This is a genomic window from Kitasatospora sp. SC0581 (assembly GCF_048159585.1).
Taxonomy (GTDB): domain Bacteria; phylum Actinomycetota; class Actinomycetes; order Streptomycetales; family Streptomycetaceae; genus Kitasatospora.
Genome location: NZ_JBLRWA010000002.1, coordinates 106,140 through 118,509, shown reverse-complemented (window position 1 = coordinate 118,509; position 12,370 = coordinate 106,140). Strand labels below are relative to the sequence as shown.

Genomic DNA, 12,370 nt, shown 5'->3' with positions numbered 1-12,370 from the left:
CCGGTCGTTCGGTCGGTGCCCGGCCCGCCGCGGTCAGTCCGCCGCGGAACCACCGCTCTGCGGACCCTCCGGGTTCTCCGGGCGGCTCTCCGGGCTCTCCTCGGGCGGGCTCTCCTCGGGCGGGCTCTCCTTGGGCGGGCGTCCGCGCCGGGGGAGCCGGGCCGCGCCGCCGGGCATCCGGCCGGCGTCGGTGAGGGCGCGGCGGAGCAGGAACTCGATCTGGGCGTTGGTGCTGCGCAGTTCGTCCCCGGCCCACCGGGCCAGCGCGTCGTGAACTGAAGGGTCCAGTCGCAACAGGAGCTTCTTCCGTTCCGTCGCCAAGGCCTCGCCTTACTGGTAGAGGGAGCCCGTGTTCACGACGGGCTGGGTGCCGCGGTCGCCGCAGAGCACCACCAGGAGGTTGCTCACCATGGCGGCCTTGCGCTCCTCGTCCAGCTCCACGACATCGCGTTCGGCGAGCCGGTCCAGCGCCTCCTCGACCATACCGACGGCGCCCTCGACGATCAGCCTGCGCGCCGCCACCACGGCCCCGGCCTGCTGGCGCTGGAGCATCACCTGGGCGACCTCCGGAGCGTACGCGAGCCTGGTGATCCGGGACTCGATGACCCGCACTCCGGCCGCGGCGACCCGGGCGGCGATCTCGGTGGAGAGCTTGCGGGCGATCTCGTCCGCGCCGTCGCGCAGCGACAACTGGCCCTCGTGGTGGGCGTCGTACGGGTAGCTGGTGGCGATGTGCCGTACGGCCGTCTCGGTCTGGATGGCGACGAAGTCGGCGTAGTCGTCCACCTCGAAGACCGCCATCGCGGTGTCCTCGACCTGCCAGACCACCACGGCGGCCATCTCGATCGGGTTGCCGTCCGCGTCGTTGACCTTGGTGGTCTCCGTCTCGTGGTTGCGGATCCGGGTGGATATCCGGCGCCGGCTGGTGAAGGGGTTCAGCCAGGTCATGCCCTCGGCGCGGACGGTGCCCCGGTAGCGCCCGAGCAGCTGGACCACCCGGGCCTGTCCGGGCGAGACCACCGTCAGCCCGCACATCAGCACCACCGAGCCGAGCAGCAGCACCGGCCCGAGGACCATCAGCCCGATGCCCAACCCCTTTCCGCCGCCGGAGAGTTGGACCGCGCCGGCGACGAACGAGCCGACTCCGGCGAGCAGGCCGAGCAGCGTGCCGCCGAGGACCGGCAGGCCGGCCGCCCCGGTGATGGCCCGTTCGGTGATCTTGGGGACCGGGAGGTCCAGGACGGCACCGTCCTCGACGGCGAAAGGCGGGGTGGTCATGGGGCGACTCCTTCGGCGAGCATCCGCATCCGATGGCAAAGTGATATCACTTTTTGAGCGCGCGGCGCCAGGGTCCGGTGACGGGAAGGAGGGGACGAACGGCCGCGGAGAAGGCGGCGGAGAGCCGTCGGGGACGGTCGGGACCGATGCCCACGGGCGGGTGAATTCCGGCGCGCCACACGGGGAAGGAGGGTGGCCGCGGCCTAGACTCTGCGACGTCGCATGCGGTGGAAAGGCGGCGGGGCCCCGGCTCGGCGGCCCGCCCGCGAAGGGTCGTCACGACACTCGTCGCACATCGAGAAGGTGGGGCGGGTGGGACTCGAACCCACGACCAAGGGATTATGAGTCCCCTGCTCTAACCGGCTGAGCTACCGCCCCGGTTCGCCGCGCGCGCCGGTCGTCGACACGGCAGCAGCAGACGGCCCCAGCGAGGCCGTCCCGGGCAGCATAGCCGGTCGATCACCCGTGATGCTCGCCGGGGGCGCACCTGGGTGCGCGACGGTGCGCCCCTCCCGGGCGGCGCAGCCCGGGTGGCGGCGGGGCACCCGCCCGGGGCAGCCTGGGCGGATGACGACACGTGGGACGGGGGCGGCGGCCGCGGCGCTCGCACTGATGCTGGCCGCGGCGGGCTGCACCACCGCGGCGCGGCCGGGCGGAAGCTCCCCGACCGTCACCTCCGCACCACCCACCGCCGCCGCCACCTCCGCCGCCGTCAACAGCCACGGCTGGAACCGGCAGCGGTTCAAGGGCGCGTCCGGCCGGCACACCGGCGTCACCCGCACCGCCAAGCCCACCGTGCTCAACGGCCTGGTCGGCGCGGTGTTCACCCGCAACGCCACCGGCGACCACTTCTGCACCGCCAGCGTGGTCGACAGCGCCGGGCTCAACCTCGTCGTCACCGCCGCCCACTGCGTCTGGGACCCGAAGCTCGGCCGGCGCGGCGACCTGGTCTTCGTCCCCGGCTACCGCGACGGCGACACCCCCAGCGGCGTCTGGCCGCTGCTGGCCGTCACCGTGGACGACGCCTGGAACGACCACGCCGACCCGGACATGGACGTCGCCTTCGCGGTCGTCCAGGCCCAGAACGGGCAGCAGGTCCAGCAGGTGCTCGGCGCCAACCGACTGGGCGTCAACCGCGGCTACCGGCTCCCGGTGAAGATCACCGGCTACCCGAGCAGCAGCGGCGTCCCGATCACCTGCTCCAACACCACCCTCCAGCAGAGCCCCACCCAGCTGCGGATCGACTGCCCCGACTACACCGGCGGCACCAGCGGCAGCCCCTGGGTCACCGACTTCGACCCGAGCACCAGGACCGGCACCGTGGTCGGCGTGATCGGCGGCTACCAGGAGGGCGGCAACAGCCCGGACACCTCGTACAGCAGCTACTTCGGCGACCGCGTCCAGACCCTGTACGACCGCGCCACCGGCTGACCGGACGGCGGGCGGGACCCCGGCGGTGGCGCCGCCGGGCCCGGCCTGGTAGATCTTCCTCACGAACGGCGGAACGCACGGCCCCGGTGCCCGCCCCGAGGACGAGACGGAGCCCCGATGGCCTCCCGCCCGGCACGGCCCGCGCACACGGCACGAACGGTCGCGCTGGCCGCCCTGCTGCTGGCCGCCGGCACCGCCTGCGGCGGGCAGGACGCGGCGCCCCGCGCCGAGGTCGCGCAGCGGAGCCCCGCCCGGGACCGGATCGGCACCCTCTCCATCCACACCGCGCAGGGACCGCGGGCCTGCACCGCGAGCGTGGTGCACAGCCCCCGGGGCAACCTGCTGGTCACCGCGGCGCACTGCGTGCAGACCCGCCGGATCGGCCTGCTGGACGGCCTGGTGTTCACCCCCGGCTACCGCAACGGGTCCACCCCGTACGGGACTTGGCCGGTGCAGGCGATCACCGTCGACCCGCGCTGGGCGGCCGGCGACGACCCCGAGTACGACGTGGCCTTCGTCACGGTGGGCCCGGTCGACGGCCGGCAGGTCGAGGAGGCGGTCGGCGGCAACCCGGTCGGCACCGGCCAGGGCTTCGGGCTGTCCGTCTCGGTCACCGGCTACCCGAACGAGAGCGACGAGCCGATCACCTGCGCCGTCCGCACCAGCTCGCAGAGCGCCACCCAGGAGCGCTTCGACTGCGGCGGCTACACCGACGGCACCAGCGGCAGCCCGTGGGTCACCTCGAACGGCGCGGTGGTCGGCGTGATCGGCGGCTACCAGGAGGGCGGGGAGACCCCCGGCACCTCGTACAGCGTCACCTTCGACCAGCGGGTCGCCGAGCTCTACCGGAAGGCGACCGCCTGACCCGGGAACCGCCCCCGGCGCCGGCCCTGCGGCGACCCGGGCCCGCGGGCGGTGTCGCGCACGTCACGCCGCGGAGCCGGACGGGGACAACACGAAGGCCCCCCGGTCGACCGAGGGGCCTTCGCTCTGAGCAGTCACCGGGCAGGCCCGGTGCAGCTCCCGCAATTGGACTCGAACCAATAACCTGCCGATTAACAGTCGGCTGCTCTGCCAATTGAGCTATGCGGGATCGCGGTACCCAACTTCCGTACCACGGACGGGAACAGGACCCCGGAGGGCCTTCTCCCGAGCTCCCCCAATTGGACTCGAACCAATAACCTGCCGATTAACAGTCGGCTGCTCTGCCAATTGAGCTATGGGGGATCGGCTCCCGCCTCGGCCCCCGGTCTCCCGGGCTCCTCGGCGCTCGCTGCGGGACATACATTAGCGCACTCGGGGGGGTGGTCCGCCAATCGCTTTCCCGGATCGCCCCCGGATCGCCGCCCGGCGTGCCCCGCGCGCGCCCGGCGACGGGGCCGGGGATGCTGGGGCGCGGACGGTTCGCCGTCCCGACGTACGGGTAGGGCAATGCGGCAGAGGCCGCCAGGAGAGGGTGGATCCGACCATGTGGAAGCTGTCGTTGGCCGTGGGTTTCGCGGCCGGCTACGTCCTGGGCTCGCGAGCCGGGCGCCAGCGCTACGAACAGATCGCCAAGGTCACCCGGGAGATCGCCCGGAACCCCACGGTCCAGAACGCGACCGACCGGGCCCGGCAGCAGGCCGGTGCGGTGGCCGGGAAGGCGGCCGACGCGGTCGCCGGCCGGGTCGGCGACCGGCTGCCGAACGCCGTCACCGACCGGGTGCCGTACTTCAACCGCACCAGGGCGGAGGACGACGGCTGGGGGACCTTCCGGCCGTGAGCGCCGGGCCCGGCCCGACCGCCTCACCCGGGGCGGTCGGGCCGGGTACCCGCCGTCCGTGACGGGACGGTGACAGCTGGGCGAAGCGGACCCCGCCCCGGGGTCGCGAACCCGCAACAGGCCGCCCGGCCCGGACGCGTCCGGGGCCGGGCTGAGGCATGATCTCGGCATGGCCATCGTCGCGGGGATAGACAGCTCGACCAACCGCACCAGGATCGTCGCGTGCGACGCCGACACCGGCGCCGTCCTGCGCTCCGGCAAGGCGCCGCACCCCGTCCCCGAGGACCAGGACCTGCGCCCGGGCGAGGCCGACCCCCAGGTCTGGCTGCACTCGCTCGGCGACGCCGCGACCGGCGGCCTGCTGGAGAGCGTCCGGGCGATCGGGGTCAGCGCCCAGCAGCACGGGATGATCGGCCTCGACGCGGGCGGGGTGCTGGTCCGCCCGGCGATCCTCTGGAACGACCCGCGCTCCAGCGGCGCCGCCGCCAAACTGCTGGACGCCCTCGGCGGCCCGGCCGCCTGGACGGCCGCGATCGGCTCCGTGCCGGCCCCCACGTACACCGTCGCCAAGCTGCGCTGGCTGGCCGAGTTCGAGCCCGCCAACGCCCGCCGGGTCGCCGAGGTGCTGCTGCCGCACGACTGGCTGGTCTGGCAGCTGCTCGGCCACCCCAAGCGCCGCACCACCGACCGCGGCGACGCCTCCGGCACCGGCTACTGGTCGCCGATCACCGGCGAGTACCGGCAGGACCTGGTGGAGCTGGCGCTCGGCCACGAGCTCAGACTGCCCGACGTCCTGCCCCCGGCCGAGCCCGCCGGGCACACCCCCGAGGGCCTGCTGATCTCGGCCGGCACCGGGGACAACATGGCCGCCGCGCTGGGCCTGGGCCTCGGCCCGGGCGACGCGGTGGTCTCGCTCGGCAGCGCCGGGACGATCTTCGCGGTGCACGAGGAGGCCGTGGTCGACGCGTCCGGCCTGGTCTCCTCCTTCGCCGACGCCAGCGGCCGGCACCTGCCGATGGTCGCCACCCTCAACGCCGCCCAGGTGCTGCGCTCCACGGCCGCCCTGCTCGGCCGGGACCTGGAGGGCCTGAGCGACCTCGCCCTGCACTCCTCCCCCGGCGCCTACGGCCTGGTGCTGCTGCCGTACCTGGACGGCGAGCGCACCCCCGCGCTGCCGCACGCGGCCGGCACCCTGACCGGCCTGCGGGCCGAGGCGATGACCCCTCAGCACCTGGCCCGGGCCGCCGTCGAGGGCATGCTCTGCAACATCGCCGACGCGCTCGACGTGCTGCGCGCCCGGGGCGTCCCGGTGAAGCGGGTGTTCCTGCTCGGCACGGCCGGGCGGCTGCCCGCCGTCCGGCACATCGCCCCGATGCTGTTCGGCGTCCCGGTCGTGGTGCCGCCGCCCGGCGCGCACGCCGCCCGCGGGGCCGCCCGGCAGGCCGCCTGGGCGCTGGCCGGCACCCCGCAGCCCCCGGAGTGGGAGCTGCCCGACGCCGAGACCGTCGAGCCCGACGGGGAGCAGGACCTGGCGATCGGCTCGGCGGTGCGTCAGCAGTACCGGGCCGCCCGCGACCAGGTCCACCCGGAGGCGGCGGCCTGACCCCGGAGCGGGGGCGGCGGACCGAGCCCCGGAGCGGGGGCGGCGGACCGCGCGGATGCGTCGCCCGGCACCCGGTGGCAGCGTGGGACGGGACACGGCCACCGACCCGAAGGACGGCAGGACGCCATGGCGCTGCACAAGGGGGCCGGCGGCGACCGCCGGCTGAGCATCGGCCCGTACCCGACCATCGCCGACCCGCTGGGCGCGATGAAGCTGGCCCCGCCGCTGCACCGGCTCGGCGAGGTCCCGGTCGCGGCCGAGACCGCGTACCAGCTGATCCACGACGAGCTGATGCTGGACGGCAACGCCAAGCTCAACCTGGCGACCTTCGTCACCACCTCGATGGAGGCCCAGGCCACCCGGCTGATGACCGAGTGCCTCGACAAGAACATGATCGACAAGGACGAGTACCCGCAGACCGCCGAACTGGAGCGGCGCTGCGTGGCGATCCTCGCCGACCTCTGGCACGCCCCCGACCCGGACGGCGCGGTCGGCTGCTCCACCACCGGCTCCAGCGAGGCCTGCATGCTGGCCGGCATGGCGCTCAAGCGCCGCTGGATGCACCGCAACGCCGACCGCTACGCCGCCGGGGCCCGGCCCAACCTGGTGATGGGCGTCAACGTGCAGGTGTGCTGGGAGAAGTTCTGCAACTTCTGGGAGATCGAGGCGCGCACCGCGCCGATGGAGGGCACCCGCTTCCACCTGGACGCCGAGCGGGCGGTCGCCCTGTGCGACGAGGACACCATCGGGGTGGTCGGCGTGCTCGGTTCCACCTTCGACGGCTCGTACGAGCCGGTCGCGGAGATCTGCGCGGCCCTGGACGCCTACCAGGAGCGCACCGGCACCGACGTCCCGGTGCACGTGGACGGCGCCTCCGGCGCCATGGTGGCGCCCTTCCTCGACCCGGAGCTGCTCTGGGACTTCCGGCTGCCCCGGGTGGCCTCGATCAACACCTCCGGCCACAAGTACGGCCTGGTGTACCCCGGCGTGGGCTGGGCGCTCTGGCGCGACCGGGCGGCGCTGCCGGAGGAGCTGGTCTTCCGGGTCAACTACCTGGGCGGCGAGATGCCGACCTTCGCCCTCAACTTCTCCCGGCCCGGCGCCGAGGTGGTGGCCCAGTACTACGTCTTCCTGCGGCTCGGCCGGGAGGGCTTCCGGGCCGTCCAGGGCGCCTGCCGCGAGGTCGCCACCTACCTGGCCGGGCGGATCGGGAAGCTGGACGGCTTCCGGCTGCTGACCCGGGGCGACCAGGTCCCGGTGTTCGCCCTCACCACCGAGGGGGACGTCCCGTTCGACGTGTTCGACGTCTCACGGCGGCTGCGCGAGCGCGGCTGGCAGGTCCCCGCGTACACCTTCCCGGCGAACCGGGAGGACCTGTCGGTGCTCCGGGTGGTCTGCCGCAACGGCTTCTCCCGGGACCTCGCCGACCTGCTGCTGGCCGACCTCGACCGGCTGCTGCCGGAGCTGCGGCGCCAGCCCGTCCCGCTCCGGGAGCTCGGGGTGCCGCCCCGGCCGGGCTTCCACCACTGACCCCGTTCGCGCGGCCGGGCGTGCATCCGGCCGGTCGTACGACCGGGAGAACGTCACGGCGGGGAGGGCGCAGCGAAGCGCCCTCCCCGCCGGAGCATCCCGGCGGACCCGGGGCAGCCTCCCCCCGCGAGGCTGCCCCGGACCGGTGGGGGCCGGGAGCGGGTGCGGACCGACGACGGGTGATCGATCGGGGTCCGAACGGTTCCACCGACGGGTGGACCGCACCGGCCAGAGAACTCTGCACGATGACCACATGGATGTTCGAGCGTCTCCGGGGGTTGTGAGACACTTCCGTCCGTCTCAGCGCCATGACCTGGGGTTTGGGACGCCAGGCCGATCAGGTTGGAGAAGCGGAGACGCCGAACGGCCCGGACCGGGACCCTGCCGCTCCCCCGTTCCCCGCCCCCCGTTTCTCGAGTTTGGAGCGCCGCCGTGGGTTCCGCCTGGAAGCAGCTGCCCGACGAGCTGTCCGAGCCCGCCAGACGCCTGGCGGAGGAGCTCCGGGCCGTCAAGGACGCCGCCGGACTGTCGCTGTCCGAACTGGCCGCCCGCACCCACTACAGCCGGGCCTCCTGGGAGCGCTGGCTCAACGGCAAGCGGGTCGTCACCGAGCAGGCGCTGGACGCGCTGGCCGGGGCGGTCGAGTGCGACGGGGCCGCGCTGCGGGCGCTGTGGCGGCGGGCGGTGGCCGGGCCGGAGGCCGTCGCTGACGGGCCCTCGGGCGCCGAGGATGCCGCCGTGGAGGAGGCCGTCTCCGTCACGGAGGCGCCGGTGGCCGGGCAGGAGCCCGGGCCCGCCCCCGCCGTCTGGTGGCGGCGCCCGGCGGCGCTGGTCTCCGGTGCGGCCGCGCTGGCGCTGCTGCTGGTCCTGGTGGGCCTGCGGATCAGCCGGCACGACGGGCAGGCCGCGGCGGCCGACCGGCCCGCCGCGACGACCGGTGCCTCCGCCGCTCCCAAGCCCGGGCCCACCGCCCCGGCCTGTCAGGCCGTCGGCTGCGCGCACAAGGACCCGAAGACCACCGGCTGCGGCAAGGACGCCCGGACCCTGCAGACCCAGGTGGTCGGCAAGGTGGTCGTCTACCTCCGGTACAGCCAGACCTGCCGGGCCGCCTGGGCGGCCATCACCGAGGGCCAGCCGAAGGACTACGCGACGATCACCGACGGCACGGGCGAGAGCGAGACGGCGCTCATCCACTGGGGCTACGACAACTACTCGGCGATGCTGGACGCGGCGGACCCCTCCGTCACCTTCCAGGTCTGCGGCTACCAGCCGGCCGGCCACGACTGCACCGCGGTCGTCTCCGACCTGGCCATGGTGGTGGCCTCCACCCCGATCCCGATCGGGCCCGCCTCTCCCCCGCCGGGCACCGGCGCGGGCGCGTCCACGACCCCGGCCCCGGCCCCGGCCACACCGGCCGACCCCGCTCCGACCGACCCCGCACCGGCCGACCCGTCGGCGTCGGCCGCGTCGCCGACCCCGCTCTAGGGTCCGGGCTCAGTCGAGGTACCCGCGCAGCTGCTCGGCGCAGGCGTGGTCGCGGAGCTTGACCAGGGTCTTCGACTCGATCTGGCGGATCCGCTCCCGCGTCACGCCGAACACCGCACCGATCTCCTCCAGCGTGCGCGGGCGGCCGTCGTCCAGCCCGTAGCGGAGCTGGACGACCTGGCGCTCCCGATCTCCCAGGGTGGCCAGGACGGCCTCCAGGTGCTGGCGCAGCAGCAGGAAGGTCGCGGACTCGGCGGGCGAGGCGGCGTCGGCGTCCTCGATCAGGTCCCCGAGCGCGACGTCCTCCTCCTCGCCGACCGGGGTGTGCAGCGAGATCGGCTCCTGGGCCAGCCGGAGCAGCTCGCGCACCCGTTCCTCGGTCAGCTCCAGGGCGGCGGCGATCTCGGCCGCGGTCGGCTCCAGGCCGCGCTCCTGGAGCAGGCCGCGCTTCGCCCGGACCACCCGGTTGATCAGCTCGACCACGTGCACCGGCACCCGGATCGTCCGGGCCTGGTCGGCCAGGGCCCGGCTCATCGCCTGCCGGATCCACCAGGTCGCGTACGTGGAGAACTTGAAGCCGCGGGTGTAGTCGAACTTCTCCACCGCCCGGATCAGGCCCAGGTTGCCCTCCTGGACCAGGTCCAGCAGGGTCAGCCCGCGCCCGACGTAGCGCTTGGCGACGGAGACGACCAGCCGCAGGTTCGCCTCGATCAGCCGGCGCTTGGCGATCCGGCCCCGCACCACCAGGGTGTCCAGCTCGCCGCCCAGCGGGTCGGGCGGCGGCGGGTCGCCGTTCAGCCGCTCCTCGGCGAAGACGCCGGCCTCCACCCGGCGGGCCAGCTCGACCTCCTCCTCGGCGGTGAGCAGGCGGATCCGGCCGATCTCGCGCAGGTACTGGCGCAGCAGGTCGGCGGCCGGCCCGGTGTCGTCGCCGGGCCCGCGGCGCTCGTCCGGGTCCTCGGCGCCGGACCCGGTTTCGGGGTCCGGGCTGTCCGGATGGCCCTCCGGCAGGCCCTGGGCGGGGATCCGGGCACCGTCCGGGGGCACCGCCCCGGCCCGGCCGTGGTGGGTGTCCTGCTCCCCGTCCGGTTCGGCGGGGTTCGCTCTCGTACTGGTGGTGGTCGCTGCGACGACGCCTTGCTCCACGGGCATCCCCTCGGGGCGGGCGCGACTCTGGCGGACCCGCGCAGTACGGAGGTGGGACGCCCTCCAGTGTGCGGTACGCCACGCTCCGTGGCCGAGACTCGTGCGCCGACTTTCTGCGCCCGGGTTCGGGCGCCGGGTCCGGACACCGCGTCCGGGCGGCGGGTGCCGCGGGGCGCGTTACAGCGCCGCCGCGCCCTGGCTGCGCAGCTGCTGCCCGTACTGCTGGAGCTGCCACAGCTCGGTCTGCACCGCGTGCAGCTGCTCGGCCTCGGCCCGGGGGCCGAGCCGCTGGAGGTAGCCGCGGACCTCGGTGATCCGCCGGTCCACCGCCAGCAGGCGCAGCTTGACCAGGAACTCCCCCGCGTAGATCGCGTCCGCCTTGCGGCGCGAGCGGACCGGCTCGACGGTCAGCTCGGTGACCAGCGAGCGCACCTGGTCGTCCGGGGCCGCCTCGCGCACCGCGCTGGTGAAGTCGGGCAGGGTCGCCCCGTACGCGGCGCCGCCGGCCTTGGCGACGGCCTGCCGGACGGCGGTGTACGGCGGGGTCGGGAACTCGTCCTCGCCGTAGTGGTCGAAGGCCGGGCTGACCAGGTCCGGGTGCTGGAGCGCCAGCTTGAGCAGCTCCCGCTCGACGAACTGGGCCGGGTCGCGCGGGTTGAGCCGGTAGACGGGCTGCGCGGCGCGCTGCGGCTGGGCCGGCTCGGGGCGGCGCTGGGCGGCCGCGCCGCGCGGGTTCTGCTGGCGCTCGCGGTCCCAGCGGGCCAGCTGGGAGATCCGGCGGACGACGAACTGCTCGTCCAGGATGCCGAGCATGCCGGCCAGGCGGACGGCGTACTCGTGCTGGATCGAGCGGTCCTTGATCTTGGCGACGATCGGGGCCGCCTCCTCCAGCGCCGCCGAGCGCCCCTCCGGGGTGTCCACCCGGTGCCGGGCGACCGCCGAGGTCAGCGCGAACTCGAACAGCGGGACCGGGTTGTCGATCAGGTGCTTGACCGCCTCGTCGCCCTGGGCCAGGCGCAGGTCGCACGGGTCCATGCCGCCCGGGCTGACCGCGATGGAGGTCTTGGCGGCGAACTTCTGGTCGTCCTCGAAGGCGCGCAGGGCGGCCTTCTGCCCGGCCGCGTCGCCGTCGAAGGTGAAGACGGTCTCGCCCCGGTACTGCGAGGTGTCCATCAGCAGCCGTCGGATGATCTTGATGTGGTCCTCGGCGAAGGCGGTGCCGCAGGTGGCCACCGCCGAGGTGACCCCGGCCAGGTGGCAGGCCATCACGTCGGTGTAGCCCTCGACCACCACCGCGCGGCCCGACTTGGCGATCTCCTTCTTCGCCAGGTCGATCCCGTACAGCACGTGGGACTTCTTGTAGATCGGCGTCTCGGGGGTGTTGAGGTACTTCGGGCCGTTGTCGTCCTCGCGCAGGCGGCGGGCGCCGAAGCCGACCACCTCGCCCGCGATGTCCCGGATCGGCCAGACCAGCCGGCCCCGGAAGCGGTCGATCAGGCCGCCGCGCTGGCCCTGCGAGGCGAGGCCGCCCAGCAGGATCTCCTTGTCCGTGAAGCCCTTGCCGCGCAGGTAGCGGACCAGGTGCTCCCAGCCCGCGGGGGCGTAGCCGACGCCGAAGGTCTTGGCGGCCTCCTCGTCGAAGCCGCGCTCGGCCAGGAAGCGGCGGCCGATCTCCGCCTCCGGCGAGGCCAGCTGCTCCTGGTACCAGGCGGCGGCCACCTTGTGCGCCTCGACCAGCCGGGTGCGCTCGCCCTGCTGGTGGCGGGGGCTGTAGCCGCCCTCCTCGTAGCGCAGGGTGATGCCGGCCTGGGCGGCCATCCGCTCGACGGCCTCGGCGAAGGTGAAGTGCTCGATCTTCATCAGGAAGGCGATGGTGTCGCCGTTCTCCTGGCAGCCGAAGCAGTGGAAGACGCCCTTGGCGGGGTTCACGTAGAAGGAGGCGGACTTCTCGTCGTGGAAGGGGCAGACGCCCTTGTACTCGCCACCGCCACCGTTGGTCAGCTGTACGTAGTCGCCGACCACCGCGTCGATCGGCAGTGCGCTGCGCACCGCCTGTACGTCTTCGTCCCTGATCCGCCCGGCCACCCCGGAAGTCTACTGGGGCGGCGGGGCATTCCGGCCGCGCCGAGGGCTCG

The 12,370-nt window shown here is 74.3% G+C and carries 10 protein-coding genes and 3 tRNA genes; 6 read left to right on the top strand and 7 right to left on the bottom strand.

Going from position 1 to position 12,370, the window contains the following annotated elements:
• Positions 1 to 33: 33 nt before the first annotated feature.
• The 3 genes from ACLWS4_RS03635 to ACLWS4_RS03625 all read right to left on the bottom strand — a co-directional run bounded on the left by ACLWS4_RS03635 (position 34) and on the right by ACLWS4_RS03625 (position 1,656).
• Positions 34 to 321: a hypothetical protein gene (locus ACLWS4_RS03635; protein ID WP_416873342.1), complete on the bottom strand. Its 288-nt coding sequence runs from the start codon at positions 319 to 321 to the stop codon at positions 34 to 36.
• 9 nt (positions 322 to 330) lie between these two features.
• A complete protein-coding gene (locus ACLWS4_RS03630) occupies positions 331 to 1,278 on the bottom strand; it encodes an SPFH domain-containing protein (RefSeq protein WP_049650209.1) in 948 nt (315 codons plus the stop codon).
• A gap of 304 nt (positions 1,279 to 1,582) precedes the next feature.
• Positions 1,583 to 1,656: transfer RNA gene (locus ACLWS4_RS03625), tRNA-Ile, on the bottom strand.
• Between the two features lie 189 nt (positions 1,657 to 1,845).
• Here ACLWS4_RS03625 and ACLWS4_RS03620 point away from each other — a divergent pair.
• On the top strand, positions 1,846 to 2,709 hold the full coding sequence (locus tag ACLWS4_RS03620) for a trypsin-like serine peptidase (RefSeq protein ID WP_416873341.1): 864 nt from the start codon (positions 1,846 to 1,848) through the stop codon (positions 2,707 to 2,709).
• 117 nt (positions 2,710 to 2,826) lie between these two features.
• Positions 2,827 to 3,573 (top strand): trypsin-like serine peptidase, encoded by a 747-nt coding sequence (locus ACLWS4_RS03615; protein WP_053111986.1) that lies wholly within the window; start codon positions 2,827 to 2,829, stop codon positions 3,571 to 3,573.
• A gap of 156 nt (positions 3,574 to 3,729) precedes the next feature.
• Here ACLWS4_RS03615 and ACLWS4_RS03610 read toward each other — a convergent pair.
• Both ACLWS4_RS03610 and ACLWS4_RS03605 read right to left on the bottom strand, forming a co-directional pair.
• Positions 3,730 to 3,802: transfer RNA gene (locus tag ACLWS4_RS03610), tRNA-Asn, on the bottom strand.
• A gap of 61 nt (positions 3,803 to 3,863) precedes the next feature.
• Positions 3,864 to 3,936, bottom strand: a tRNA-Asn gene (locus ACLWS4_RS03605).
• Positions 3,937 to 4,165: 229 nt separating this feature from the next.
• Here ACLWS4_RS03605 and ACLWS4_RS03600 point away from each other — a divergent pair.
• The 4 genes from ACLWS4_RS03600 (at position 4,166) to ACLWS4_RS03585 (ending at position 9,089) form a co-directional block, all read left to right on the top strand.
• A complete protein-coding gene (locus ACLWS4_RS03600) occupies positions 4,166 to 4,471 on the top strand; it encodes a hypothetical protein (RefSeq protein WP_310593127.1) in 306 nt (101 codons plus the stop codon).
• Positions 4,472 to 4,640: 169 nt separating this feature from the next.
• On the top strand, positions 4,641 to 6,074 hold the full coding sequence (locus tag ACLWS4_RS03595; protein WP_380745223.1) for an FGGY family carbohydrate kinase: 1,434 nt from the start codon (positions 4,641 to 4,643) through the stop codon (positions 6,072 to 6,074).
• Between the two features lie 126 nt (positions 6,075 to 6,200).
• Positions 6,201 to 7,604 (top strand): glutamate decarboxylase, encoded by a 1,404-nt coding sequence (locus ACLWS4_RS03590; protein ID WP_074000755.1) that lies wholly within the window; start codon positions 6,201 to 6,203, stop codon positions 7,602 to 7,604.
• Positions 7,605 to 8,036: 432 nt separating this feature from the next.
• Entirely contained in the window at positions 8,037 to 9,089 is a 1,053-nt protein-coding gene (locus tag ACLWS4_RS03585; protein WP_416873340.1) for a DUF2690 domain-containing protein, read from the top strand.
• Between the two features lie 9 nt (positions 9,090 to 9,098).
• Here the strand turns inward: ACLWS4_RS03585 and ACLWS4_RS03580 are convergent, their stop codons facing one another.
• Entirely contained in the window at positions 9,099 to 10,241 is a 1,143-nt protein-coding gene (locus tag ACLWS4_RS03580) for an RNA polymerase sigma factor (RefSeq protein WP_416873339.1), read from the bottom strand.
• A gap of 171 nt (positions 10,242 to 10,412) precedes the next feature.
• The gene (dnaG, locus tag ACLWS4_RS03575) at positions 10,413 to 12,320 is read right to left on the bottom strand and encodes a DNA primase (protein ID WP_416873338.1); all 1,908 of its coding nucleotides are present in this window, start codon (positions 12,318 to 12,320) and stop codon (positions 10,413 to 10,415) included.
• Positions 12,321 to 12,370 lie beyond the last annotated feature (50 nt).